General features: G+C 64.5%; 28 protein-coding genes. 9 read left to right on the plus strand and 19 right to left on the minus strand.

Annotated features, from left to right (window positions below; all coding sequences use genetic code 11):
* Window positions 1–135: 135 nt before the first annotated feature.
* The gene (locus CK489_RS30335; protein ID WP_095734929.1) at window positions 136–723 is read right to left on the minus strand and encodes a YceD family protein; all 588 of its coding nucleotides are present in this window, start codon (window positions 721–723) and stop codon (window positions 136–138) included.
* Window positions 720–1,271, minus strand: coding sequence for a ubiquinol-cytochrome C chaperone family protein (locus CK489_RS30340; protein WP_095734930.1), 552 nt, complete (start codon window positions 1,269–1,271; stop codon window positions 720–722). Before CK489_RS30340 ends, CK489_RS30335 begins: the two co-directional genes overlap by 4 nt.
* Before the next feature lie 191 nt (window positions 1,272–1,462).
* Here CK489_RS30340 and CK489_RS30345 point away from each other — a divergent pair, with 191 nt between their 5' ends.
* Both CK489_RS30345 and CK489_RS30350 read left to right on the plus strand, forming a co-directional pair.
* Window positions 1,463–1,888, plus strand: a complete 426-nt coding sequence (locus tag CK489_RS30345; RefSeq protein ID WP_050627480.1) for an outer membrane protein assembly factor BamE — start codon at window positions 1,463–1,465, stop codon at window positions 1,886–1,888.
* Window positions 1,889–2,024: 136 nt separating this feature from the next.
* Window positions 2,025–3,032 carry a Bug family tripartite tricarboxylate transporter substrate binding protein gene (locus tag CK489_RS30350; protein WP_095734931.1) on the plus strand — a complete coding sequence of 336 codons (1,008 nt, stop codon included), beginning with the start codon at window positions 2,025–2,027 and terminating at the stop codon, window positions 3,030–3,032.
* A 38-nt stretch (window positions 3,033–3,070) separates the two neighbouring features.
* Here the strand turns inward: CK489_RS30350 and CK489_RS41915 are convergent, their stop codons facing one another.
* The 9 genes from CK489_RS41915 to glyA form a co-directional block, all read right to left on the minus strand.
* Entirely contained in the window at window positions 3,071–3,226 is a 156-nt protein-coding gene (locus CK489_RS41915) for a hypothetical protein (RefSeq protein ID WP_167528976.1), read from the minus strand.
* Window positions 3,227–3,316: 90 nt separating this feature from the next.
* Complete coding sequence (locus tag CK489_RS30355) at window positions 3,317–5,437, minus strand: sodium-translocating pyrophosphatase (protein WP_095734932.1); 2,121 nt, start codon at window positions 5,435–5,437, stop codon at window positions 3,317–3,319.
* Between the two features lie 220 nt (window positions 5,438–5,657).
* Window positions 5,658–6,659: a thiamine-phosphate kinase gene (gene thiL, locus CK489_RS30360; protein WP_095734933.1), complete on the minus strand. Its 1,002-nt coding sequence runs from the start codon at window positions 6,657–6,659 to the stop codon at window positions 5,658–5,660.
* A gap of 138 nt (window positions 6,660–6,797) precedes the next feature.
* A complete protein-coding gene (gene nusB / locus CK489_RS30365) occupies window positions 6,798–7,292 on the minus strand; it encodes a transcription antitermination factor NusB (RefSeq protein WP_095734934.1) in 495 nt (164 codons plus the stop codon).
* Window positions 7,293–7,294: 2 nt separating this feature from the next.
* Complete coding sequence (gene ribH, locus CK489_RS30370) at window positions 7,295–7,786, minus strand: 6,7-dimethyl-8-ribityllumazine synthase (RefSeq protein WP_050627390.1); 492 nt, start codon at window positions 7,784–7,786, stop codon at window positions 7,295–7,297.
* A gap of 213 nt (window positions 7,787–7,999) precedes the next feature.
* Entirely contained in the window at window positions 8,000–8,608 is a 609-nt protein-coding gene (locus CK489_RS30375; protein WP_095734935.1) for a riboflavin synthase, read from the minus strand.
* Window positions 8,608–9,756, minus strand: coding sequence for a bifunctional diaminohydroxyphosphoribosylaminopyrimidine deaminase/5-amino-6-(5-phosphoribosylamino)uracil reductase RibD (gene ribD, locus CK489_RS30380; RefSeq protein WP_095734936.1), 1,149 nt, complete (start codon window positions 9,754–9,756; stop codon window positions 8,608–8,610). Before ribD ends, CK489_RS30375 begins: the two co-directional genes overlap by 1 nt.
* Window positions 9,753–10,235, minus strand: coding sequence for a transcriptional regulator NrdR (gene nrdR / locus CK489_RS30385; protein ID WP_016844999.1), 483 nt, complete (start codon window positions 10,233–10,235; stop codon window positions 9,753–9,755). Before nrdR ends, ribD begins: the two co-directional genes overlap by 4 nt.
* A gap of 31 nt (window positions 10,236–10,266) precedes the next feature.
* The gene (glyA, locus tag CK489_RS30390) at window positions 10,267–11,568 is read right to left on the minus strand and encodes a serine hydroxymethyltransferase (RefSeq protein WP_095734937.1); all 1,302 of its coding nucleotides are present in this window, start codon (window positions 11,566–11,568) and stop codon (window positions 10,267–10,269) included.
* A 617-nt stretch (window positions 11,569–12,185) separates the two neighbouring features.
* Between glyA and CK489_RS30395 the strand changes: the two genes are divergently transcribed.
* Window positions 12,186–14,465, plus strand: a complete 2,280-nt coding sequence (locus tag CK489_RS30395) for a TonB-dependent siderophore receptor (RefSeq protein WP_095734938.1) — start codon at window positions 12,186–12,188, stop codon at window positions 14,463–14,465.
* 219 nt (window positions 14,466–14,684) lie between these two features.
* Here CK489_RS30395 and CK489_RS30400 read toward each other — a convergent pair whose 3' ends face one another.
* The 4 genes from CK489_RS30400 to CK489_RS30415 all read right to left on the minus strand — a co-directional run bounded on the left by CK489_RS30400 (window position 14,685) and on the right by CK489_RS30415 (window position 18,040).
* Window positions 14,685–14,966, minus strand: coding sequence for a hypothetical protein (locus CK489_RS30400; protein ID WP_095734939.1), 282 nt, complete (start codon window positions 14,964–14,966; stop codon window positions 14,685–14,687).
* Between the two features lie 121 nt (window positions 14,967–15,087).
* On the minus strand, window positions 15,088–16,587 hold the full coding sequence (locus CK489_RS30405; RefSeq protein WP_095734940.1) for a tripartite tricarboxylate transporter permease: 1,500 nt from the start codon (window positions 16,585–16,587) through the stop codon (window positions 15,088–15,090).
* On the minus strand, window positions 16,587–17,075 hold the full coding sequence (locus CK489_RS30410) for a tripartite tricarboxylate transporter TctB family protein (RefSeq protein WP_095734941.1): 489 nt from the start codon (window positions 17,073–17,075) through the stop codon (window positions 16,587–16,589). The genes CK489_RS30405 and CK489_RS30410 overlap by 1 nt, the downstream gene beginning before the upstream one ends.
* Complete coding sequence (locus tag CK489_RS30415) at window positions 17,072–18,040, minus strand: Bug family tripartite tricarboxylate transporter substrate binding protein (RefSeq protein WP_095734942.1); 969 nt, start codon at window positions 18,038–18,040, stop codon at window positions 17,072–17,074. Before CK489_RS30415 ends, CK489_RS30410 begins: the two co-directional genes overlap by 4 nt.
* 765 nt (window positions 18,041–18,805) lie before the next feature.
* On the opposite strand from CK489_RS30415, the gene CK489_RS30420 reads away from it, so the two are divergent.
* The 4 genes from CK489_RS30420 to CK489_RS30435 all read left to right on the plus strand — a co-directional run bounded on the left by CK489_RS30420 (window position 18,806) and on the right by CK489_RS30435 (window position 20,393).
* Complete coding sequence (locus CK489_RS30420) at window positions 18,806–19,039, plus strand: hypothetical protein (protein WP_050627481.1); 234 nt, start codon at window positions 18,806–18,808, stop codon at window positions 19,037–19,039.
* A gap of 26 nt (window positions 19,040–19,065) precedes the next feature.
* The gene (locus tag CK489_RS30425) at window positions 19,066–19,455 is read left to right on the plus strand and encodes a PRC-barrel domain-containing protein (RefSeq protein ID WP_050627399.1); all 390 of its coding nucleotides are present in this window, start codon (window positions 19,066–19,068) and stop codon (window positions 19,453–19,455) included.
* 301 nt (window positions 19,456–19,756) lie between these two features.
* Window positions 19,757–19,987, plus strand: coding sequence for a DUF6894 family protein (locus tag CK489_RS30430; RefSeq protein WP_095735188.1), 231 nt, complete (start codon window positions 19,757–19,759; stop codon window positions 19,985–19,987).
* 16 nt (window positions 19,988–20,003) lie between these two features.
* Window positions 20,004–20,393: a hypothetical protein gene (locus CK489_RS30435; RefSeq protein ID WP_143278265.1), complete on the plus strand. Its 390-nt coding sequence runs from the start codon at window positions 20,004–20,006 to the stop codon at window positions 20,391–20,393.
* 291 nt (window positions 20,394–20,684) lie between these two features.
* Here the strand turns inward: CK489_RS30435 and CK489_RS30440 are convergent, their stop codons facing one another.
* The 4 genes from CK489_RS30440 to CK489_RS30455 all read right to left on the minus strand — a co-directional run bounded on the left by CK489_RS30440 (window position 20,685) and on the right by CK489_RS30455 (window position 22,983).
* Window positions 20,685–20,906, minus strand: coding sequence for a hypothetical protein (locus tag CK489_RS30440; protein ID WP_021078384.1), 222 nt, complete (start codon window positions 20,904–20,906; stop codon window positions 20,685–20,687).
* 20 nt (window positions 20,907–20,926) lie between these two features.
* Entirely contained in the window at window positions 20,927–21,157 is a 231-nt protein-coding gene (locus CK489_RS30445) for a hypothetical protein (RefSeq protein ID WP_050627401.1), read from the minus strand.
* A 186-nt stretch (window positions 21,158–21,343) separates the two neighbouring features.
* The gene (gene ldtR, locus CK489_RS30450; RefSeq protein WP_024583358.1) at window positions 21,344–21,862 is read right to left on the minus strand and encodes a transcriptional regulator LdtR; all 519 of its coding nucleotides are present in this window, start codon (window positions 21,860–21,862) and stop codon (window positions 21,344–21,346) included.
* Window positions 21,863–22,521: 659 nt separating this feature from the next.
* Window positions 22,522–22,983: a DUF6163 family protein gene (locus CK489_RS30455; RefSeq protein ID WP_050627402.1), complete on the minus strand. Its 462-nt coding sequence runs from the start codon at window positions 22,981–22,983 to the stop codon at window positions 22,522–22,524.
* 184 nt (window positions 22,984–23,167) lie between these two features.
* On the opposite strand from CK489_RS30455, the gene hemB reads away from it, so the two are divergent.
* The gene (gene hemB, locus CK489_RS30460; protein ID WP_050627403.1) at window positions 23,168–24,232 is read left to right on the plus strand and encodes a porphobilinogen synthase; all 1,065 of its coding nucleotides are present in this window, start codon (window positions 23,168–23,170) and stop codon (window positions 24,230–24,232) included.
* A gap of 179 nt (window positions 24,233–24,411) precedes the next feature.
* Window positions 24,412–24,969, plus strand: coding sequence for an RDD family protein (locus CK489_RS30465; RefSeq protein WP_050627404.1), 558 nt, complete (start codon window positions 24,412–24,414; stop codon window positions 24,967–24,969).
* Window positions 24,970–24,979 lie beyond the last annotated feature (10 nt).

The following is a 24,979-nucleotide window of genomic DNA, read 5'->3' on the forward strand; positions in this document are numbered from 1 at the left end:
GCATTAAGATATATCAGAAATGCATTGTATTTCAATGTATTATGACGCTTATTTGAAGTGATCGCGAACACCATTCGCGCAGCTCCGCAGCGAGCCATCCCCGTAAATGTGACATCGGCTGCCGCTCGGCCGCCCTTAGCTGCCCTTGGGCTTCTTGCCGTCCGCCTGCCCCTTCAGTGCCTTCAGCGCCGCGAACGGATGATTTTCCGGGTCAGGCGCTTCAACCTCTTGTTCAAAGACCGCATCCACCTTGCGTGGATATGGGTCGATGCCGAGGAACAGCGCATCGGTGGCAAGCCGGCCGATATCGATGAAGCCACCGACGATCGGCTCCGGCGGATCCGGCGTCTCCTCGTCGCTCTCCTCGGCGTCGTCGACCAGATCGGCCATTTGCGGGATCTGCTCGGGCGGCGCGAAAACCACGTCGATCGGCTCGTCGATCTCGCTCTCGATCGGATCGAGCGTCACCACGCAGGTTTGTCCGATCCGGGCCCGAACCCGGCCGGTGACGTGGCAGCTGCCGTCGCGCTTGGGCTGCAGATCGAACTGCGCCTGCGCGGAAATGACGTCCCGGAGCTCCGCGACGTCGGCCATCGCCTTGCGTGCCGCCTCGTCAGCTGTGATCTCACGATGCAAGCCGGTCTCGGGGATCTGCGCGACATTGACGAGAACCCGCCAGGGGTCGCGCTCGCGCTCGGGCCGTCCCGTGCTGCCGCCGCTCATGCCGCACTCCCCGCTTTCTGTGGCGTCGGAAAGCGCCATTTACCCTCTGTCAGTGCCGCGCGGTCGGCGCGTGCCAGTTCGGCCAGTGCCTCCCGGGCATAGACGGCCAGCTCGCGGGCCTTGTCGATGTTCTGACCATTGAGGATGTTCTTGCAGAACGACTCGGCCAGAGCCTCGCCGCTGTCGGCCAACGCCAGATCATAGGCCGCGGTGCGGCCGTAAAACGCCTCACCGAACGCCTGCATGCGCTTCGGCACCGTGAGGTCGCCGACGCCCATTTCCCTGAGATTGTCGTCCATATCGATGCAGAAATGATCGAACAGGGCCTGCGCCAGCTCCACACCGCCATCGACGGATTTAAGTCGCCGCAACACCATCCACAGATGCATCAGAAGCAGGTCAAAACGGCCATTAACCGTGTCCGGGACACCCAAGTCACGGTAAAACAACGGTTCTCGCGCCTGCGTCACGATCATGCCATAGATGGTCTCAATGGTGCTGCGCGCGGGCACTCGGGGTCTTTTGAAGTGATTGAACGGCCAAAGCATAGCGGGTTCCGGCTGCCGGCCCCCCAAAGGACGCCTGTTGAGGGCTCGTCCATTGGAGCTCGGCATGATTGCAATCCATTGAGCTGCCCGGTACGTCAATGCTCCGGCCGATGCAAGGGGACGGATCAGTTCCGCCGATGAACCACACTCTTCCAAGACAGTCTCGCGTGGCTTCCGCGCGCGGGTTCTTCATGCGCTTCCGCGCCCTCGCGGTCGTTGGCCTCGTCTGCGGCGCCGCGCTCGGCGGCTGCGCCGGTGAGCAATTCCAGAAGGGCTACATCCTGCCCGATGGCGCGCTCGAGCAGATTCCGATCGGTGCGAGCCAGGATCAGGTGCTGATCGTGCTTGGTACGCCCTCGACGGTCGCAACGCTGGACGGCGAGGTGTTCTATTACATCTCGCAGCGGACCTCGCGCCCGGTTGCCTTCATGAATCAACGGGTGGTCGACCAGCGCGTGATCGCGGTCTATTTCGACAAGAACCGCCAGGTGCGCCGGCTCGCCAATTACGGCCTGAAGGACGGCAAGATCTTCGACTTCGTCAGCCGGTCCACGCCGACGTCTGGCCAGGAAATGTCCTACCTGACACCGCTGTTCAAGCTGCTGAGCTTCAACTAGGGCGCTTCGAGCGAAGCGCTCTCCGCTTGGCCTGAACCAGAGCGATACTTGCTGCGCCAAGTTGTCGCGCTTGCCCGACCGGCAAGCGCTCCCCTAGGCTTGCTCACAAACAAGAGCCTGAACAGGGGGTAAGCGCGTGAGAGCCAAGAGTTTTTCCCGTCGTACGGTATTGTCCGGCACGGCCGCGTTGGCGGCCGCATCGATCCTGCCGCGCGCCAGCTTGGGTGCCGGCGACTGGCGGCCGACCGAGACGGTTCGCATCGTCGTGCCGGCCGCTGCCGGTGGATCGACCGACGTGATGGGGCGGCTGCTCGCCGCCCATTTGCAGCCACTTTGGGGCCAGTCGGTCGTGGTGGAGAATCGCTCGGGCGCCGGCGGCACCATCGGCACATCGGAGGTCGCGCGGAGCAAGGGCGACGGCCACACCATCCTGATCGGCAATCCCGGCCCGAACGCGATCGCCTTCAGCATCTTCCGCAATCTGACCTACAAAGCCGACCAGTTGCAGGCGGTTTCCAACATGATCCGGATCCCGAACATCGTTTCGGCGCATCCATCGACCGGCATCAAGTCGATCCCCGAACTGATCGCCTATCTGAAGAAGAACCCCGACAAGCTGACCTACGGCTCGTCCGGCACCGGGCAGAGCCCTCACCTCACCGGCGCCTGGTTCCTGCAACTGACCGGGCTGAAGATGACGCACGTCCCGTTCCGCGGCGCCGGCCCGGCATTGCAGGCCGGGCTCGCCGGCGACATCCAGATCCTGTTCGACAATCTCTATCCATCGCTGCCGCAGGTGCTGGACGGCAAGCTGAACGGGCTCTGTGTCACCACCCCCGAGCGCAGCGAGTCCGCTCCGAACCTGCCGACCATGCGCGAGGGCGCGCCGGAGCTGGCGAAATTCGACGTCGCGTCCTGGTTCGGCGTGTTCCTGCCGAAGACTGCGCCCGCGCCCGTCGTCGACGAGCTGAACCGCCAGATCAAGGCGATGCTGACGCGCGACGACGTCAGGAAGAACATCGCCGGCATGGGCGCCCGCGCCGACTACGGCACGCCGCAGCAATTCTCCGATTTCGTCGATGCCGAGACGAAGAAATTCGCTGCCATCATCGAGAAGGAAGGCTTGCAGATGGAGGTCAAGTGACGGCGCCGCCGTCATTTGGGATCACGGTGCGGCCAGCGCTACGACGACTTGTTGATCTTCTTGACCTTGGCGTCGGTGGCTTCGATCGACATCGCAAGCTCCATGATCGCCTGCGACAGCAGCTCGATGGCCTCCTTCTGATCCTGCGACTTGGCAGCGCGCAGCGCGTAGTTGCGGGCGGATGAGAGCGACATCGATTGTTCTCCGTGTTGTTCGCGTCTGGTTCTTCCAACAAAAACCCCGCGGCTTTCGCCGCGGGGCTTTGCATTCTTTGATGTCGCGGCTCAGTGCGCCAGGATCGCCAGCAGCAGCAGCGCCACGATGTTGGTGATCTTGATCATCGGGTTCACCGCCGGGCCCGCCGTGTCCTTGTATGGATCGCCGACCGTGTCGCCGGTCACCGCGGACTTGTGGGCATCACTGCCCTTGCCGCCGTAGTGGCCGTCCTCGATGTACTTCTTGGCGTTGTCCCAGGCGCCGCCGCCCGAGGTCATCGAGATCGCCACAAAGAGACCGGTGACGATGACGCCGAGAAGCATGGCGCCGACCGCGGAGAATGCCGCCGACTTGCCGGCCGCGCCGCCGCCCGCGATCGCATAGATCACGAAATAGACGACGATCGGCGACAGCACCGGGAGCAGCGAAGGGATGATCATTTCCTTGATCGCCGCCCGGGTCAGCAGGTCGACCGCCTTGCCGTAGTCCGGCTTGTCGGTGCCCTGCATGATGCCGGGCTTCTCGCGGAACTGACGGCGGACCTCCTCGACAATCGCACCGGCGGCACGGCCGACCGCGGTCATGCCCATTGCGCCGAACAAATACGGTAGCAGGCCGCCGAACAGCAGGCCGACCACGACGTAGGGATTGTTCAGGGAGAAGTCCGGATTGACGCCCTTGAAGTAGGCGTGGGCGCTGGGGTCGCTGATGAAGAACTTGAGGTCCTGATTGTAGGCCGCAAACAGCACCAGCGCACCGAGACCGGCGGAGCCGATCGCGTAGCCCTTGGTCACCGCCTTGGTGGTGTTGCCGACCGCATCGAGCGCGTCGGTCGACTTGCGCACCTCCTTCGGGAGTCCCGCCATCTCGGCGATGCCGCCGGCGTTGTCGGTGACCGGGCCGAAGGCGTCGAGCGCGACGATCATGCCGGCCAGCGCCAGCATGGTGGCGGTCGCGATCGCGATGCCGAACAGGCCGGCCAGGCTGTAGGTGACCAGGATGCCGGCGATGATGACGATCGCGGGCAGCGCGGTCGCCTCCATCGAGACCGCGAGGCCCTGGATCACGTTGGTGCCGTGACCGGTGACCGAGGCCGCCGCGATCGACTTCACCGGGCGATAGTCGGTGCCGGTGTAGTATTCGGTGATCCAGATGATCAGGCCGGTGACGACCAGACCGACCACGCCGCACTCGAACAGCGCCATGCCGGTGTAGTCGACGCCCTCGAGCTTACCGAAGCCGATCAACCAGTTGATCACGGCCGCGACGCCGACCAGCGACAGGATGCCGGTGGCGATCAGGCCCTTGTACAAGGCGCCCATGATCGACTGGCTGGCGCCGAGCTTGACGAAGAAGGTGCCGATGATCGAGGTGATGATGCAGACGCCGCCGATCGCGAGCGGCAGCGTCATCATGTTCACCAGAATCGAGGTCTTGGCGAAGAAGATCGCCGCGAGCACCATGGTGGCAACCGCGGTCACCGCATAGGTCTCGAACAGGTCGGCCGCCATGCCGGCGCAGTCGCCGACATTGTCGCCGACGTTGTCGGCAATCGTAGCCGGGTTGCGCGGATCATCCTCCGGGATGCCGGCCTCGACCTTGCCGACGAGGTCGCCGCCGACATCAGCACCCTTGGTGAAGATGCCGCCGCCGAGACGGGCGAAGATCGAGATCAGCGAAGCGCCGAAGCCGAGCGCCACCATGGCGTCGACCACGGTGCGGCTGCCCGCTTCCAGACCCATGAATTTGACCAGGATCATGAAGTAGATGGTGACGCCGAGCAGCGCGAGACCGGCCACCAGGAGGCCGGTGATCGCGCCCGCCTTGAAAGCGAGCTCGAGGCCGCCGGCCAGCGAGGTGGTCGCCGCCTGTGCGGTGCGGACGTTGGCGCGCACCGAGACGTTCATGCCGATGAAGCCGGCCGCGCCCGACAGGATCGCACCGATCGCAAATCCGAGGGCCACCAGCAGGCCGAGGAAGTAGGCCAGCAGCACGAAGATCACGATACCGACTATGCCGATCGTGGTGTATTGCCGCCGCAGATAGGCCTGCGCACCTTCGGCCACGGCACCTGCAATCTCTTGCATGCGCGCATTGCCCGCATCCGCACTGAGAACCGACTGGGTCGCCCAGATCGCGTAGACGATGGAAAGCGCCCCGCAGAGCACAATCAACCATAAAGCTGTCATTGAATGTTGCCTCAGATCCTTGATGTAACCCCCGCGCCTATTTGTGCCGCTAGGGCGCGGCAGGCGCTTATTTTGCGAGGACAACCCTCCCCAAAACGGATTGCCTCAAATCGGGCGCGACCTTGCCAAAATCGTTACCGCTGTGCAACGCCACCTGTGGCCGAAAAAGCCGATATGGGCAGCAATTTAGAAGGAAAATCGGCGCTATCAGCCGGGAATGCTAGAAATGGCTGTAGGACAGGCGCTTCAACTTCAGTTCCCTGCCCTGCCCGTCGAGGAAGCTCGGTGGTGACGAACCGGCAATGAGGCCGCCGATGGCGGTCACAGTGACCTTGGCCTGGCGTGCCTCTCGCAGGAACGCGTCTGCGCGATCGCCCGGGACGGCGCACAGAAGTTCGTAGTCGTCGCCGCCGGCGACCAGCGTCTCGATCCCGATCGCCTTGCGTGCGAGCAGCCCCGCGGCCGCGGATGATAACGGGACGCTCGGCACGTTGATCACGGCCGTCACACCGCTGGCTGCGCAAAGCTTTGCCAGATCGCCGGCGAGACCGTCGGACACATCCATCGCAGCGCTGGCGTGGGCGCGGACAGCGTGGGCAAGCGCGTTGCGCGGCTGCGGAACACGGTAGCGGGCGGCAAGAAAATCCCGCCCGGCGGCATCGTCCGCCAGCGCCGCCGCGACCGGACCTCCCTGGAGCACGTCGAGACCGAGCGCGGCATCGCCGATCGTACCGGTGACGAACACGCGGTCGCCCGCCCGCGCGCCCGCGCGATGCACCATCTTGCCCTGCGGCAGCCGGCCGAATGCGGTGATCGAGATCATCAGCGGCCCCGGCGTGGCGACGGTATCGCCGCCGAGCAGCGGACAGCCAAAATCGGCTGCGTCCTCGCCAAGCGCCCGGGCGAACGGCTTCAGCCAGCTCTCATCGGCCTTGCGCACGGCCAGCGTCAGCACGAAGCCGGCGGGCACAGCCCCCTTGGCCGCAATATCGGAGAGGTTCACCCGCAGCACCTTGCGCGCCAGCGTGTCGGGCGGGTCGTTGCTGAGGAAGTGCACACCCTCGACGATGGCATCCGTGGTGACCACGATGTCCTCGCCGGCCGCCCGCAACGCGGCGGCGTCGTCGTCGAGACCGAACGCGCCCGGATCGGTCGCAAGCGGCTTGAAATAGCGCGCGATCAGGGAGTCTTCGCCGGAGGGATTATCGTGACGCTCTGCCATATCGTGCGCCTACCCCTCAGCTGTCATCGCCCGGCTTGACCGGGCGATCCAGTACGCCGCGGAAGCTGTTGTTGAAAATAGCCGCCGCGGCGTACTGGATCACCCGCATACGCGGGTGATGACGGCGGAATATGCGGTTCAGCTCCGCACAAACTCGTCGCCGCGGAACTGGCGTGCGATCTGGTCGAGCACGGCATTGACCATGCCGGTCTCGTCCTTCTCGACAAAGGCATGGGCGACGTCGACATATTCGGACACCACCACGCGGCCCGGCACGTCCCGGCGGTGCTCGAGCTCGTAGGAGCCTGCCCGCAGCACCGCGCGCAGGATCGCGTCGATCCGCTTCAGCGGCCAGCCCTTCGACAGCGCCTCGTCGATCAGGGGATCGAGCTTGGCCTGGTCGCGCACCACGCCAGAGACGACGTCGCGGAAGAACGCCGCTTCCGCCGGCAGATATTTCTCGCCCTCGACCTCGTTGCCGAGCCAGTGGCTCTCGAACTCGGCGAAGATGTCGTTGATGCCGGCACCGCCGATGTCCATCTGGTAAAGCGCCTGCACGGCGGCGAGCCGAGCCGCGCCGCGCCGGTTGGCCTTTCTTTCAGGGGCTTTGCCGGGTTTGTTGCTCTCAGCCATGGTCAGGCCTTTGCCAGACGGCGTTTGATCCGCAGCATCGCGATCGCGGCGCGGGCAGCGTCGCCGCCCTTGTTCAACTCGCTGGCGCGCGCCCGCGCCCAGGCCTGCGCCTCGGTGTTGACGGTGATGATGCCGTTGCCGAGCGGGAATTTCCGGCTGACAGCCAGATCCATCAACCCGCGCGAGGACTCCATCGAGACGATTTCGAAATGGATGGTGTCGCCGCGCACCACGCAGCCGAGCGCGATCGCCGCGTCATAGGGCTTGCCGTTCGCTTCAGCGGCATCGATCGCAATGGCGATCGCGGCCGGGATCTCCAATGCGCCGGGCACCGTGATGACGTCGTGGCTGGCACCGGCGATCTTCAGCTCCGCCAGCGCGCCTTCCAGCAGCGCATCCTGGATGTCGTCGTAAAACCGGGCCTCGACGATCAGGACGCGTGCGCCTGATATGTCGGTCTGGTCCTTCAGGGGTGCGCGCCGCGCGTCAGCCATTGCAATAACCAATCGGAACTTGGGGAGGATTTGTGCAGCGTTTTAGGCGCAGCAGGCGGTAAAGCCAAGGGCAATACTGGCCCGGATGTCACCGCGATCCGCCTGATTTTTCAGGTCGGCTTCGTCAGCAATGCATGGGACATCCGGCCGGCAGTCGCCCGAGCCGAATTGGCACATAGGGACGTCCGTCTCGGCCGCAATGCCGGATCGAGGCTATTTCATCTCCGACAGCCGCGCTGCGTAGCGGGCCATCAGATCGACCTCGATATTGACCTCGCTGCCGGCCTTCCAGCCGCTCAGGGTCGTAACACTGAGCGTGTGCGGGATGATCAGCACCGAAAAGGTCACGTCGTCGACCGTGTTCACGGTCAGCGAGACGCCGTCCAGCGTGATCGATCCCTTCGCCGCGATGAAGCGCGCCAGTTCGCGGGTGGTTCTGAGCTCGAAGCGCGCCATGTCGGGCAGATCGTCGCGCTTGACGATGGTGGCGATGCCGTCGGCATGCCCGGCCACGATGTGACCGCCGAGTTCGTCCCCGATCTTGAGCGCGCGCTCGAGGTTGAGCCGGCCGCCCTGCGCCCAGTGCCTGGCGGTGGTCATGCCGAGCGTTTCGGCCGCGGCATCGACGTCGAACCAGGTCTTTCCGTCGGCGGTGCCGGAAGCGACAACCGTGAGGCAGACGCCGTTGCAGGCGATCGAGGCGCCGTCGGCGATCGTGGTCTGGTCGTAGTCGCAGGCGATCCGCAGCCGATGCAGTTGCCCCTGCGCCACGGGCTTCAGGCTAACGATCTCACCGATATCGGTGACAATTCCGGTAAACATCACGCACGCTCGTAAATATTGAGACTGTCTTTGCCGAGGGTTTCGCTAGCACGAAGCCGGATGGTGGGCGACTGCGTGATTGCGTCGAGCGGCAATGCGTCCAGCGCGGGAACGCCGTCGGCACCGATCGCATCCGGTCCGCGCAACAGCCAGATTTCATCGGCAAGGCCGGCCGCCACGAAAGAATTTGCCACGCGAGACCCGCCCTCAACCAGCAGTCGGGTGATTCCCTTCTCGGCCAGCGCATGCAGGACGGCAGGCAGATCGAGCCCCGCGGGCGCGCCGGCGGCAACGCGGATCACCTGTGCGCCGGCGGCGCCGAGCTTCACAGCGGCGGGCGCCTCAGCCAGATCGGACGTCATCACCCAGAGCGGCGTCTCGCGCGCGGAATGCACCAGGCGGCTATCGCCCGAGATCCGCAGCGCGCGATCCAGCACCACGCGCACCGGCGAGCGCGCAGCCATGCCGGGCAACCGGCAGGTCAAGAGCGGATCGTCGGCCTTCACCGTACCGATGCCGACCAGGATCGCGTCGCACTGCGCGCGCAACAGATGCACGCGGGTCCGCGCGGCCTCGCCTGATATCGCAACCGGCTTGTGGCCGTGCGCTGCGATCTTGTCATCGGCGGACACCGCGAGCTTGAGGATCACATGCGGACGCTTGTCCGTGATCCGGCGGAAATGTCCGGCATGGTCGCGCGCAGCCTCCGCCGCGCACAGCCCGACATCGACGGCGATGCCGGCGGCGCGCAGTTTCGCATGCCCCTTCCCGCCGACCTCCGGATTGGGGTCCTCGATCGCCGAGACCACACGCGCAAGCCCGGCCGCGACGACGGCGTCGGCGCAGGGCGGCGAACGGCCGAAATGCGAGCAGGGTTCGAGCGTGACATAGAGCGTGGCGCCGCGGGCAGCGTCGCCGGCGCGCCGCAGCGCCTCGACCTCGGCATGCGGCCGACCACCGGGCTGGGTCCAGCCGCGACCGACGATGACGCCGTCCTTGACGATCACGGCGCCGACCGCCGGATTGGGCCAGGTGCGCCCGAGTCCGCGGCGGCCGAGCGCCAGCGCAAGCTGCATGAAGCGCAGATCGGCGGCTTTGGCCTCTTTGGATTTCTGCGCGAACTGGTCTTCGAGAATGCGAAAGATCATTTTCGCAACGTGGCGAGCCGCGGGTCCTCTTCGCCGGTCAACTCGTCGAGCACTGCTTCAAAGTCCTTGGCCTCGCGGAAATTGCGATAGACCGAGGCGAAGCGCACATAGGCGACGTCGTCGAGCTGGCGCAGATGCTCCATCACGATCTCGCCGATCGCCTCCGAGGAGACCTCCGCCTCGCCGCCGCTTTCGAGCTCGCGAACGATGGTGGAGACCATCTTCTCCACCCGCTCCGACTCCACCGGGCGCTTGCGCAGCGAGATCTGCAGCGAGCGCACCAGCTTGTCGCGGTCGAACGGCACGCGGCGGCCGTTGCGCTTGATCACGGTCAGCTCGCGCAGCTGTACCCGCTCGAAGGTCGTGAAGCGGAAGTTGCAGGCCATGCACACGCGCCGCCTGCGGATCACGGCCGAGTCCTCGGTCGGACGCGAGTCCTTGACCTGCGTATCGAGAGAATTGCAGCTCGGGCAGCGCATCCGACGGGACCTCTAACAGCGACCCTTTAACTTACTGGTAGATCGGGAAGCGATCGGTCAGCGCCTTGACGCGCTCCTTGATCGCGGCCTCGACCAGCGGCGCCTTGCCGTCCGGCGACTGCGCCAGCGCGTTCAGCACCTCGGCGATCATGCCGCCGACCTGCTTGAACTCGGCGACGCCGAAGCCGCGCGTGGTCGCGGCCGGCGTACCGAGCCGCAGGCCCGAGGTCACGAACGGCTTCTCGGGATCGAACGGGATGCCGTTCTTGTTGCAGGTGATGGCGGCGCGCACCAGCGCCTTCTCGGAGATGTTGCCCTTCAGGCCCTTCGGCCTGAGGTCGACCAGCATCAGATGATTGTCGGTGCCGCCGGACACGATGTCGAGGCCGTGCCCGCGCAGCGTCTCCGCCAGTGCCTTGGCGTTCTCGACCACGTTCTTGGCGTAGACCTTGAAGTCCGGACGCAGCGCTTCGGCGAACGCGACCGCCTTGGCGGCGATGACGTGCATCAGCGGGCCGCCCTGCAGGCCGGGGAAGATCGCCGAGTTCAACTTCTTGGCCAGCGTCTCGTCATTGGTCAGGATCAGGCCGCCGCGCGGACCGCGCAGCGACTTGTGCGTCGTGGTGGTGGTGACGTGGGCATGCGGCACCGGCGAAGCGTGCACGCCGCCGGCGACGAGGCCTGCGAAATGCGCCATGTCGACCAGCAGATACGCACCGACCGAGTCGGCGATCTCGCGGAAGCGCTTGAAGTCCCAGGCGCGCGAATAGGCCGAGCCGCCGGCGATGATCAGCTTCGGCTTGACCTGCTCGGCCTGCTTCTGGACTTCGTCCATGTCGATGATCTGGTCCTCGCGGCGCACGGTGTAGTGCGCGGCCTTGAACCACTTGCCGGACATGTTGACCGGCGAGCCGTGGGTGAGATGGCCGCCGGCGGCGAGGTCGAGACCCATGAAGGTATCGCCGGGCTGCAGCAGCGCCAGGAACACCGCCTGGTTCATCTGGCTGCCGGAGTTCGGCTGGACGTTGGCGAAGCCGGCACCGAACAGCTTCTTGGCGCGCTCGATCGCCAGGTTCTCGGCGACGTCGACCCACTCGCAACCGCCGTAGTAGCGCGCGCCCGGATAACCTTCCGCGTATTTGTTGGTCATCACCGAGCCCTGCGCCTCCAGCACGGCGCGGCTGACGATGTTCTCGGAGGCGATCAGCTCGATCTCATGGCGCTGCCGGCCGAGCTCGCCCTTGATCGCGGCGGCGATCTCGGGATCGGCCTCGGCAAGGGTCGCCGAGAAGAAGGAATCGGGCGCGGAAGCGGTGTTGGTGGACGAGGTCATCGGCGAAATATCTCCACCGCCGCAAGCCTTTACACGGGATGCGGACGGTCACGAGTGGCGGTCGAAGCTGGTTTCAGAGCGTTATCACATCGCCCCAAAATGGCCAAGCGCTTGCGGTCCCTAGCGGTCAATTATGCCAGATATGGTGGGGATGGCGGGGATTGCCAGCCGGACGAGCCAGCCCCGCGGGGCCGGTTCCGGCCCGCCGCCGCTGGCTCCGATTCCGGCCCGGCCGGCCCGGCACACGGCAAGCCGCGGGTGACGGATCCTTCCCGATTGCGCGCGCGGGCATGGTCCGAGGCGTTCGTCCCCTCCCGTACTTCCTGAGAACAGAACTGCGTCACCTGCCCCGCTCTCGATCCTCACGCGTCTATCGTCATACATCGTGTCACGAGACGATCTCGCGAGACGAATTTTGAATCGTTCTTTGAATCGTTCAACACTGGATCGATTCAAACGTCTCACGCGAGGCGTGCAATTGCGCGTCGTACTCCGTTGTCTCACAGCCACAGCCGCACGCTTTGCGCACGGCTTCGATAGCTTCTAAGCGCGCGCGGGCTGTTTACGAAAATCATCGTGATAACGACGCCGGAGAAAATTCTCTTCGGGGGCGTTGAATGACGGACGGATGGATTCGGCCGCAGCGGTTTGCTGCGTCGGCGTTGGTGGTGCTTTCGGTTGCTGCGGCGGACGAGGCGTTCGCGCAGACGCAATTGCCGTCGGTGACGGTCGATGCGCCGTCGCACCGGCAAGCGGCGCGATCGCAGCAGCCTTCGCAACGGACCACGCGCGCGCGCAGCGCCGCGCGCCGCGCCTCCGCTGCTCCGGTCGCAGCACAGCCGCAAGCCGCACAGCAAGCAGCCGGCGGAGCCGGCGGGCACGAACGCGCCAACGGTCCGGTCACCGGCTATCTGGCGCGGCAGAGCGCAAGCGGAACCAAGACCAGCACACCGATCATCCAGACGCCGCAATCGGTGACTGTCATCAGCGCCGAGCAGATCCGAGACCAGAAGATCGTCAGCAAGTTCGACGAGGTGTTGCGCTACACGCCGGGCGTCATCGGCGGCACCTATGGCGCCGATTTCCGCAACGACTGGTTCATGATCCGCGGCTTCCCCGCGCAGAACGAGTCGCTGTTCCTGGACGGCCTGCAACTGTTCTACACTTCCTATGCGAGCTGGAAGCTGCAGCCCTTCAACCTCGAGCGCGTCGAGGTGCTGCGCGGTCCGTCCGGCATCCTGTATGGCGGCTCGGCGCCGGGCGGCCTCGTCAATGCGGTGAGCAAACTGCCGCAAGCGGAGCCCATTCGCTACATCGAGACCGGCGTCAACAATTTCGGCAACGCCTACACCCAGTTCGACATCGGCGGCGCGATGGCGCAGCCCGCTGGCGGCCAGGTGCAGTATCGCCTGGTCGGCCAGGCCCAGGGCGGCGGCACCCAGACCGACTATGTCTACGACAACAACTTCTTCTTCGCGCCGTCGGTGACGTGGCGACCCGATGCCGACACCAGCCTCACCGTGTTCGGCATGGCCTCGCACAGCAACACCCGCGCGCTCAACTTCCTGCCCTATGTCGGCACCGTCACCAACGCGCCGTTCGGCCGGATTCCGACCAGCCTGTTCGCCGGCGATCCCGGCGTCGACCAGTTCCGCCGCGACCAGCAGATGGTCGGCTACCAGTTCCAGAAGAGTGTGACCGACAACGTCGACTTCCGCCAGAACGCGCGCATCGCCCACGCCGACGTCTATTATGCCGGCCTCTACGGGCTCGGCTACGCGACGACGCCGGCCGCGGCCGACATCACGCGCGGCAATTTCTACACCCGCGGCATCGCCACCCAGCTCAACCTCGACAATCAGCTCGAGTACCGCTTCGCCACCGGCGCGCTGCAACACACCGCGCTGGTCGGCCTCGATTTTAAATATTACGGGATCGACGACCGCCAGGGCTTTGGCGCGGGCACCAACCTCAACGTGCTCAATCCGGTCTACGGCAACAACCTGCCGTTCAGCGGCGCGCTGTATCAGAACGCCTATCTGACCCAGGGCATGGCCGGGCTTTATCTCCAGGACCAGGTCAAGCTCGACCGCCTGACGGTGGTGCTGTCGGGTCGGCAGGACTGGGTTGACCTTACCAACAACAACCGGATCGGCGCCTCCCAGGGCCGCGACGACAGCAAGTTCTCCGGCCGCGTCGGCGCGATCTACAATTTCGACAGCGGCGTTGCGCCCTACGTGTCCTACATGACCGGCTATAATCCGGTGATCGGCACCAATGCCGCCGGCCAAATGCTGCTGCCCGAAACCTCCGAGCAATCCGAGGTTGGCGTCAAGTACGAGCCGGCTGGGCTGAACGCACGGTTCGGCGTCGCGTATTTCGATCTCAAGCGCAAGAACGCGCTGACCACCGATCCGAACAACACCTTGTTCCAGACCCAGAACGGCGAGGTCACCTCGCGCGGCGTCGAGCTCGAGGCGGTCGCGAACATCACGCGGGATTTCAAGCTGGTGGCGAGCTACACCAACTACGAGCTGTTCGTCAGCAAGGACCTCAATCCCGCGCTGATCGGCACCGTGCCGACCAACACGCCCCGCGAGCTCGCCTCGGTCTGGACCGACTATACTTTCCGCGACGGCCCGCTCACGGGCTTCGGCCTCGGCGGCGGCGTGCGCTATGTCGGCTCGTCCTTTGCCGACACCGCGAACACCGCGCGCGTCCCGGGCGTCGTGCTCGGCGACCTCGCCGTGCACTATGAATGGGGCAACAACTGGCGCGCGGCGCTCAATATCGTGAACATCACGGACAAGATTTACGTCGCGAGCTGCGCCACCATCAGCTCCTGCTATTACGGCGACCGCCGGCGCATCACGGCAAGCCTCGCCTACAAATGGTGAGCACGCCGCGAAACATTTCGTTCACAAACTTTAATCGAGAGGCGGCGTTCGGCCGCCTCTTCTTTTCCACCGCCGTCAGGGTGGTGTCAGCTTCTCGCGCTAGGTTCGCGCCGCGGCAACGCTTTGCCGCGCCCAGACTGGCCCGCTCCGAAATGCGAGCCCCGGAGCGGGCCTTTTAAATGGAAGGTTTTGCCACGGCTGCCCAGCCGCGGATCGGCGTCAGAATGCACTCCTGAACTGCGCGACATAGTCGGGGCTGCCATAGACCCACATCGGCTCGTCGCATTGACGCGATCCCAGATCGTTCGTGCAGGCCGCACTCCATGGCGGAGCCGCGATCTGGCGGCCGACGATTCCGTCGCCGTGCAGTCCGCCGCCAATTGTCAGCCCGGTGCCGACCTGCGCGCGATCGCTGCCCTTACCGGTTCGTTCGTGAGCAATGGCCTGGGTCGTGAGCGACGGCACCAGCAGGAGCGCCGCCAGAAGGTACGTGGTCTTCATTGTTCAGCCGCCTTGATTGAGCCCCGCGCGGGCGAGGCATCTACGTTGCTGAACGGAAGACCGGGACTGCGGTCCGGATATTTCCGGATCACGCGAATGTTTGGCAGCGTCGAGCCGCGGCCTAATCCTCGTTGGCCTTGAACCGCCCGAGTCCCTTGAGGACGAACGGCGCGAGCAACGCGATCACCGCGACGCCGAGCAGCGTTGCCGAGATCGGGCTTTGCAGCAGCACCATGGGATCGCCGAGGCTGATCGCGAGCGCGCGGCGCAGCTGGCTCTCGGCGATCGGTCCGAGGATCAATCCGATCACGACCGGCGCGATCGGGAAATCGAACCGCCGCATCAAAAAGCCCATCACACCGAATGCCGCCAGCATCGACAATTCGACGACGGAAGGCTTGGCTGCGATCGTGCCCATGGTCGCGAACACCAGGATGCCGGCATAGAGCCATGGCTGCGGGATCGCGAGCAGCCGCACCCACAGCCCGACCAGCGGCAGGTTGAGCACCAGCAGCATGCCGTTGGCGATGAACAGGCTCGCGATCAGGCCCCACACAAGGTCCGGCCGCTCGGCGAACAGCAGCGGCCCCGGGTTGAGGCCGTATTGCTGGAAGCCCGCCAGCATCATCGCCGCGGTGGCCGAGGTCGGCAGCCCGAGCGTCAACAGCGGCACCAACGTGCCCGCGGCCGACGCATTGTTGGCAGCCTCAGGCCCGGCGACGCCCTCGATCGCGCCCTTGCCGAACTCTTCCGGATGCTTGGTCAGCCGCCGCTCGGTGGAATAGGACAGGAAGGTCGGGATCTCGGCGCCGCCGGCCGGCAGCGCGCCGATCGGAAAGCCGAACAGCGTGCCGCGCAGCCACGGCTTCCACGACCGCCGCCAGTCCACGCGCGTCATCCACAGCGAGCCGCGCACCGGCTCGAGCTTCTCCTCGGCGTGATGGCGGCGCGAGGCGACATAGAGCGCCTCCCCCACCGCGAACAGGCCGACCGCGAGCGTCGTCACCTCGACGCCGTCGAGCAGCTCCGGAATGCCGAAGGCAAGCCGCGCCTGCCCGGTGAGCTTGTCGATGCCGACGAGGCCGAGCGTCAGGCCGATGAACAGGCTGGTGAGGCCACGGACCGGCGAGTCGCCGAACGTTGCCGAGACCGTGACGAAGGCGACGCACATCAGCGCGAAATAATCCTCCGGTCCGAACCTGACAGCGAAGTCGACCAGCCATGGCGCGAGGAACGCGAGGCCGATGGTGGCGATGGTGCCGGCCACGAACGAGCCGATCGCCGAGGTCGCCAGCGCCGGGCCGCCGCGGCCGGCCCTGGCCATCTTGTTGCCCTCGAGCGCGGTCGCCATCGACGCGCTCTCGCCCGGCGTGTTGATCAGGATCGCAGTGGTCGATCCGCCATACATGCCGCCATAATAGATGCCGGCGAACATGATCAGCGAGCCGCCGGGATCGAGCTTGTAGGTCACCGGAAGCAGCAGCGCGACCGTCAGCGCCGGACCGATGCCCGGCAACACGCCGACCGCGGTGCCGAGGAACACGCCGATCAGGGCGTAGAGCAGATTCATCGGCTGTATGGCGACCGCCATGCCATGCGCCAGCGCGGCGAAGGTATCCATCACAGCAGTCGCTCCAGCGGGCCGGCGGGAAGGCTCAGCGTCAACAGCTTGTCGAACGCCAGATAGATCAGCGTCGTGATCACCAGCGCGATGGCGGTGTCGACCGCGACTGCGCGGCGGCCGAAGGCGGCCGATGTGGTGACGAACAGCGCCGAGGTGGCGAGGATGAAGCCGCCACCGCAGCCGATGATGGCGATCAGCAGCGCCAGGCCGCAGACGATCAGCCATACCGGCTTCGGATCCATGCGCTCCCGCGCCGGCAATTTGCCGCGCAGCGCATCGATCAGATTGCCGACGGCCAGAATGACGATGCCGATCGCAATGACGATCGGCATCGCCTCCGGCCCCATGCCGTACATCGTGGTGGACGGCAGCTTGCTCGCGTCCCACACCAGCACCGCAGCGAGCACGGCCAGCGCGGCCGCGATCACGACACCGGCGCGATCGACCCGCCGGCCGGCTTGTTCGAGACTGCTGTCCGGCGTCATGATTTCACGAGGCCGACCGATTTCAGCACCTCGGTCACCCGCGCGATCTCCTGCTTCAGGAAATCGGCGAAGGCATCGCCGCCGAGATAGGCATCATCCCAGCCCTTCTGCTTCAGGATCTCCTTCCAGGCGTCGGACTTCACCATCTTCTCGACGGCATCGCTCAGCGTCTTGCGCTGTTCCGGCGTGATGCCGGGCGGCGCGACCACCGAGCGCCAATTCGCCAGCACGAGATCGATGCCCTGCTCCTTGAAGGTCGGAATGTCGACGCCGGGCCGACGCTGCGCCGAAGTCACGCCGAGCGCGCGCAGCTTGCCGGCCTTGATCTGGCTTTCATACTCGCTGAGGCCGGAAATCCCCGCCGTGACCTTGCCGCCGAGAATGGCAGCGAGCGACTCGCCGCCGCCCGAGAACGGAATGTAGTTGATCTTCTTGGCGTCGGCCCCGACCATGCCCGCGAACAGCGCTGCCATCACATGGTCGACGCCGCCGGCCGAACCGCCCGCAAAAGTCACCTTGGCGATGTCGGCTTTCACCGCGGCAGCAAGATCCTGCGCCGTCTTCAGCGGCGAATTCGCCGGCACCACGATGACCTGGATCTCCTCGGTGAGGCGCGCGATCGGCGTCACCTGCTCCAGCGTCACCGGCGACTTGTTCATGGCGAGCGCGCCGACCATGACGAAGCCGTTCACCATCATCTGGTTGCCGTCGCCCTTGGCGCCGTTGACGAACTGCGCGATGCCGACGCTGCCGCCGGCGCCGGGCACGTTAGTGACCTGGACGCTGCGTGCGACGCCCGCGGCGACCAGCGCCTGCTGCATCGAGCGCGCAGTCTGATCCCAGCCACCGCCGGGCGCCGCCGGTGCCATCAGCTTGAGCTCGAGTTGCTGAGCGACAGCCGGACCGCTCGCCCCGACAAGCAGCGCGACGACCGCGCCGAACAGGCGCATGCGGGACGAGATCATAGGGCTTCCTCCTGGATTTCAGAGGCAGCCGGGCGATTGCTGGCTGCATCCGGTCATGTGGCCGCAGCGCCAGTCGAAAAGCGCGGGTCCCGTCGGATCAGGGAATCGCTCGCCGACATTACTTCTGCGTATCCCTAGCGACCATTCGCCTCAGCCGTCGGCAAGCCGCACGGCCCAACTAAGCCGTGCAGCAAATCGCCGCACCCGGCCGATCGCATTTCGCTTGCGTTGAGCCCGCGTTCGACCTGCGAAGAATCTCGTGTACCGCGTAACGCCACCCAAATGCGAAAGGCTCCCGACAGATGCCGAGAGCCTCGCAACACATCCGGAGTATGTCGCGCCTAGTGGTGCCAGAACAATGCGATCAGCAGGATGATCGGCAGCGGAACGCCGAGCAGCCAAAGGATAGCGCCTTTTCCGAAGTCCATGGTGTCCTCCTCCAGTAGTGGAGGTTAAATTCACAACCCATCCGGCTGTTCCCTCACTCCGTTCGCGTTTCAGACCGAGCTCCCGCAGCGACCGAATGTCAGGGTGCACTTGGTCCTCTCATCTCGCTCTCATCGTACGCGCGACATGGTCAGGGCCGCACTGACAGCAACGAACAGCACAACGCATCCATGCACCTTCGGCGTGAAGCAAACGGCGGAGCCGCGCCTAAAGATGCTCTTGGGTGATGGCGCGCGGTCGCGGTTCAGCCTTAGGAACCATTGCCATTCCCTCCCGTTCCACCTCCGCCGATTGATACGGCTATTGGAGGAGTCGAACATGAACGTTAGAGCAATTGTCGCGGCATCGTTGCTTGCCGCCTTTGTCACGCCGGCATTTGCGGCGGATGAATACTACGTTGTGCAGGACGTGAAGACGAAGAAGTGCACGATCGTCGACCAGAAGCCGGTCGACACGACGACCACCGTCGTCAGCCCATCGGGCACCATCTACAAGACCCGCTCCGAGGCCGAAACCGGCATGAAGACCGTCAAGGTCTGCAGCACCAACTAAATGGTCTTCAGGCAAGGAGTTCTCTGATGAGGAATTTTGCTATCGGCTGCATCACAGCCGCGGCGTTCGCTACCGCTGCGCATGCGGCGACAACCATGTCCTCCGCCCCAGCGGAGAGTTGGACCATCGCCAACTATTACAAGCAGAATGTCTACGACCCGAAGGAATCCAAGATCGGGACAATCGACGACGTGCTTGTCGACAAGGCGGGCAAGGTGACCGGCCTCGTCGTCGGCGTCGGTGGCTTTCTCGGCGCCGGCGAAAAGGACGTGATCGTGCCATACACGGCGGTCAAGTCTCAGAAGAAAGACGACAAGTGGTGGCTCACACTCGACGAGACCAAGGACAGCCTGAAGGCTGCACCAGGCTTCAAGTACGATCGGGCCAGCACGACCTGGAAGCCGGAGAGCAAGTAAGCACTGAAGTCCCGTCTGCTCACCGATGCGCAGACGGGACGCAGTGACGGTTCATTGGCACACGCCTGCAACGCTGGCGGCGCTGAAGGCAGATGGCGTAACGCTTGGAAGATCGCCTTCTCGCAGAGGCCAAGAGCTAGCGCGGGGAGCAAGGGCTCTTCCTGCCGGACTCCCGAAAACCCTGCAGGCCGATACGGCCGCTCACATGAGCGAATGGCTGTCGTCGGCGGAACTCCCGCCACCCGAATAGGAACACAATCCATCGGACGGTTGTTGCTCACCATTGCGAGGAGCAATGGAAATGCCCCGCTACTTCTTCGACATCAGAGACGACGGCGATGTATACCCCGATGAAGAGGGGTTGGATCTTGCCGACCTGAGAGCGGCAAAAGTCGAAGCCGCGAACACGCTGGCCGGCATCGCCCGAGACGCCGGCCGTTTCGGCGGCGAACATGACGTTGCCATCGAAGTCCGCACTAACGACGGGCTGCTGTTTCATGCCGTCTTCGTCCTTGATCGATCCAGGCAGTAAGGATGCGAGCTTCGCGATGTCTGGCATGTCATTACGATTGCGATCTGTTCTGAGCTTTCCGCTTCTGATCGCCTTGAGCGGTTGCGGCAATCAGCTCGAGTGCGATTCAATCGAAACCCGAAAGGCCGTGCTACAGGCCGTTGCCGACGATCACCGCAATCCACTGGTCAACTATGCGGCCAAGGAGTCGACGGCAAAACCGCCCCAGGAGAATTCGAAGCCGCAATATCTTCTCGGTGAGCGGATCGTCACGACGTCGACGAGCAAGGACAAGCGGACTTTGCAGTGTAGCGGCGGAATTTCGGTTTCCGTGGGCGACGTCAAAGCATCGAAAGAGGTGGAATTCACGGTGCAAAAATCAGCGGATGGAAAGCTGGCCGTCTCGGTGGCGCCGTTCCAGTTTTGACCTCGCCAGTTTTGACCTCGCGCCGTTGCCGTCTCAACGACGTCCCTCCCCGAGGCGAGTTAGGCACAACGTGACGGGCGTAGCGAAGCTGTGTCCCCATTCTCGACTGTCATCGCCCGGCTCGACCGGGCGATCCAGTACGCCGCGGCCTCTCCGCTCAATAACGACTGTCTCTGGAATACTGGATCACCCGCCTTCGCGGGTGATGACACCGGGCGGCTGTTTGACGGTTGAATCGGAGGCCCTGCCCGTCTCATTGCGCGCGAAGCAAATGAGGTGCCGAGCAACGTTCTACAGCCCGGTATACCCGGCCTTCACGTGGTCGGTGCTGCCGTCGAGCTGGCGCAGATAGGTCAGGCCGCACACGGTCAACCGGTGCGTGTCGCGTTCGCCCGCCTCGAACAGCGTTTGCACGTACTCCGTCACCTTCGCCCGCGCTTCGTCGCTTGCAGCGGACGTGCGATTGAGCAGCAGATCGTACGTCTGCATGATGCGATCGATAGCGGCTTCCATTGAAGTCTCCGGGTTGACGCTCAGGCGACCACCAGCGTCTCGGCCTCGAACTTCGCGATCGCCTTGTTGGCGAGGCGGAGCCGGTTCAGCTCACCGCGCTGGAACAGCTTCACGATGATACCGAGCAGGCGCTCATTGGTGGCGAAAGTGTCAGGAATCGCGCCGGATTTGCGCAGATAATTCGAGGCGATCGCGTAGGCGTCACCGACCACCTCGACATTCAGTACCTCGATCCCGCGCTCGACCAGCATGTCCTGTCTCTCTGTTGGGCAACAGATAAAGCGCAGGGAACACGTTGGTTCCTCGTCGGAGCCCATTTATTTTCGCAGGTGCAACATGAAAAACGCATCGGCCGGGCATGACCGATGCGTTAACTGGAGGAAGGCTGCCGGTCTTCTCAAGCGGCCGGCTTGGCCATCAGGCGAAAAGAGGAAGGCTCAGAGGCGATACAGGATCTGGTCGGTCCAGAACCGCTCGAGGCGATGCAGCGACTTGTTGAGGCTCGCGAACTCCTCGTTCGAGATGCCGCCGACCTGCTCCACCGTCTTGACGTGCTTCTGATAGAGCGCATCGACGATCTTGCGGACTTCCTGGCCCTGCGGAGTCAGACGGATGCGGACCGAGCGGCGATCGACGCGCGAGCGCTGATGATCGAGGAAGCCGAGCTCGACGAGCTTCTTCAGATTGTAGGAGACGTTGGAGCCGAGATAGTAACCGCGGGTGCGCAGCTCGCCGGCGGTCAGTTCCTTGTCGCCGATGTTGTACAGGAGCAGTGCCTGCACCGAGTTGATGTCGGCGCGGCCGCGACGATCGAATTCGTCCTTGATGACGTCGAGGAGCCGGCGATGCAGCCGCTCCACCAAAGTCAGGGCTTCGAGATAGAGCGGCTGCACCGGAGCTTGACCGGCAGCGCGATCAGCGGCATCCGCCGCCGTTGTCGCAACGGCTTTCATCATGACACTTCCCCTGTTTGTCGTTTTTATCGACTTTATTCGACGAAACTTGTGTCCCGCCTGATAGGTCCAACGTAAGGGGGCCGTTTGAATATCCGCTTAAATAAGAGAATAAAGAGATCATGAATTTAAGACAGTGAATCGTGGATTAAGCCCATGGATCAAGGACTTTTCGCAACTTTTCATTGACGGTGGCAGACCCTTTGTTCACGCTTCGTCTGCCCCTCCTGTCACATTCGGAAACAGCATCGTCTGAATTCGAAACGACGGCGTAACGAGTGTGAGGGAACCCTTTACGGTGACCGATCGGTTACCGGAAAATTCTTTGAAAATTTTATCGGAGTGCATCGCGGCGGGACACGCGCGATACGCGCAAGCCGTCAGCGTCAGGTGTGGGTGAGACCGGTTCCGCCGTCGGCCCGCGCAAAGCCGGCCGGCACACGCACCAAGATCCGGAGCAATGGATCCCGACGGCAGGTCCCGTGGAGATGCTCCGGAAACGGGGCGCCTCGAAAGGATGCGATCTGTCGCATCCACCTAGCAGAACCACCGAGGCTGTCTTCTCGTTGCGCGCACGACTGTCTTGAATCGGCGGCCGCCGGCCGCAATTCGTCGCCCTGTCGCAGCCGGGCAACAGCATCAGGCCGGCGCAGCGGGCGAGCCTATGGCGGGCGTTCGCGTGCCGACATCCAGGCCAGAGCGAGATAGGCCGCGAGCATCACGGCCTCGAGCCCGACCACGGTGAGACTGCCGCCATAGATGGCGGGAAACATCAGCTCGATGACCGCCATCGACACCACGGTGGTCAGCCACACCACGGCGCCCCAGGGCGTCGCGAGCCAGAGCCCGACGGCGGCGACGAGCTCGATGACGGCAAAATAGATCGTGGCGGTCTGCCAGGCCATCGACTGGTTCTCGAAGGCCTCCTCCTCGCCGCCGACGAAGCCGGTCACCTGGGCCCAGTGATAGAGGCCCTTGGCGACCGAGACGACGGCCATGATGCGCAGGAAGATGACGAGACGCCGCGTCCACGCATTGTCGTCCGGCTCGATCCGGTCCGACGAGATCGCGCTCACCGAGATGGCGTTGTCCCGGGCCTGATCGCGTGCAGAGGTGTCAGACATCCGAATCGCCGCATGGCAGCTGCAAAATGGGGTTCATGGCGCAGTCTTGGCCCGCCGGGAGCCCAAAATCAATTGCCGTTGCGGCAAATCAAGGGCGCTTGGGGCGCAATGACGGCGCCGCTGTCAGGTGCTAGAAATAGACTTATATCAGGTCCAGGCCAGCCGTCCCCGGGGAGAACAAGACATGGCGATCAAATTCGGGCGTCCGATCGAATTGCGCGACACACCGCGGCGCCAGACCGATGCCCTCGCCTCCCCCTCGCTCGACCTGACGATCCGGATGCGCCGCAATCGCAAGTCGGAATGGGCCCGCCGGCTGGTGCGCGAGAACGTGCTGACCACCGACGACCTGATCTGGCCGATGTTCGTGGTCGATGGCCACAACACCCGCACGCCGGTGGCATCGATGCCCGGCGTCGATCGGCTCACCGTCGACCAGATTGTGCGCGATGCCGAGCGCGCCGCAAAGCTCAACATCCCCTGCATCGCGCTGTTTCCCTTCACCGAGCCAGCGCTGCGCGACGAGCAAGGCTCGGAGGCGCTCAATCCCGATAATCTGGTCTGCCAGGCGGTGCGCGCCATCAAGAAGGAGTTTCCCGATATCGGCGTGCTCTGCGACGTCGCGCTCGACCCCTTCACCAGCCACGGCCATGACGGGCTGATCGAGGATGGCAAGATCCTCAACGACGAGACCGTCGCGGTGCTGGTGAAGCAGGCGCTGACCCAGGCCGAGGCCGGCTGCGACGTGATCGCGCCGTCCGACATGATGGACGGCCGCATCGGCGCGATCCGCGAGGCGCTCGACGACAACGGCTTCGGCGACGTGCAGATCATGTCCTATGCGGCGAAATACGCTTCGGCCTTCTATGGCCCGTTCCGTGACGCGATCGGCTCGGCCAAGACGCTAACCGGCGACAAGCGGACCTATCAGATGGACAGCGCCAATTCCGACGAGGCATTGCGCGAGGTCGAACTCGACATCGCCGAGGGCGCCGACATGGTGATGGTGAAGCCCGGCATGCCCTATCTCGACATCGTCCGCCGCGTGAAGGACCATTTCGCGATGCCGACCTTCGTGTACCAGGTGTCCGGCGAATACGCGATGATCGCAGGCGCCGCCGCCAATGGCTGGATCGACGGCGAGCGTGCGATGATGGAGAGCCTGGTCGGCTTCAAGCGCGCCGGCGCCGACGGCATCCTGACCTATTTCGCGCCGAAGGCCGCCGAGAAGATCAAGGCGGAGCGCTGAGCGAAGCAGGCTCCCCGGCGCAGCAACATTGGTTTGCTGCACCAAAGCCCTGCCCGCAAACCCGGCACAGACCGGCCGCCGAATCGCCGGAATATTTCGGCTAGTTAATGTTCGCCCGGACTTGGCAGGCGAGCCCGCTGTTCCCATGTCCTGCGCGGGACTTTCATCGGAGGTTGGTCATGTCCTACGGCAATGACGGCGGCACCTGGCGCAACGATGCCTGGCGCAATGACGGCGGCGTTCCCCCGCATGCGTTCGATCCATCGATAGAGCCGGATCTGTTCCGCGGCGTGCTGACCCGACGTGTCTTTGCATTCCTGATCGACCTCGTGGTGCTGTCGGTGCCGGTGATTCTCGCCGTGATCTTCATTGCCGTGTTTGGCCTGGTCACGCTCGGCCTCGGCTGGGCGCTGTTCTGGCTGGTGTCGCCGGCGTCGATCGTCTGGGCCATCGTCTATTACGGCGCCTCGATCGGCGGCCAGCACTCGGCCACCATCGGCATGCGCATGATGGATCTGGAACTGCGTACCTGGTACGGCGCCCGCGGCTATTTCGTGCTCGGCGCCACCCACGCGGTGCTGTTCTGGGTCACGATCTCGTTCCTGTCGCCGCTGGTGCTGCTGGTCGGGCTGTTCAACGGCCGCCGCCGGCTGCTGCACGACATCATCCTCGGAACCGTCGTTATCAACAGCTCGGTCCGGACCCAGATATCCCCGGCCGCGCGGGCCTCCTATTAGGCCCGCCTAA

Origin of the sequence: Bradyrhizobium sp. UFLA03-84, from assembly GCF_002289535.1 — a bacterium.
Taxonomy (GTDB): Bacteria; Pseudomonadota; Alphaproteobacteria; order Rhizobiales; family Xanthobacteraceae; genus Bradyrhizobium; species Bradyrhizobium viridifuturi.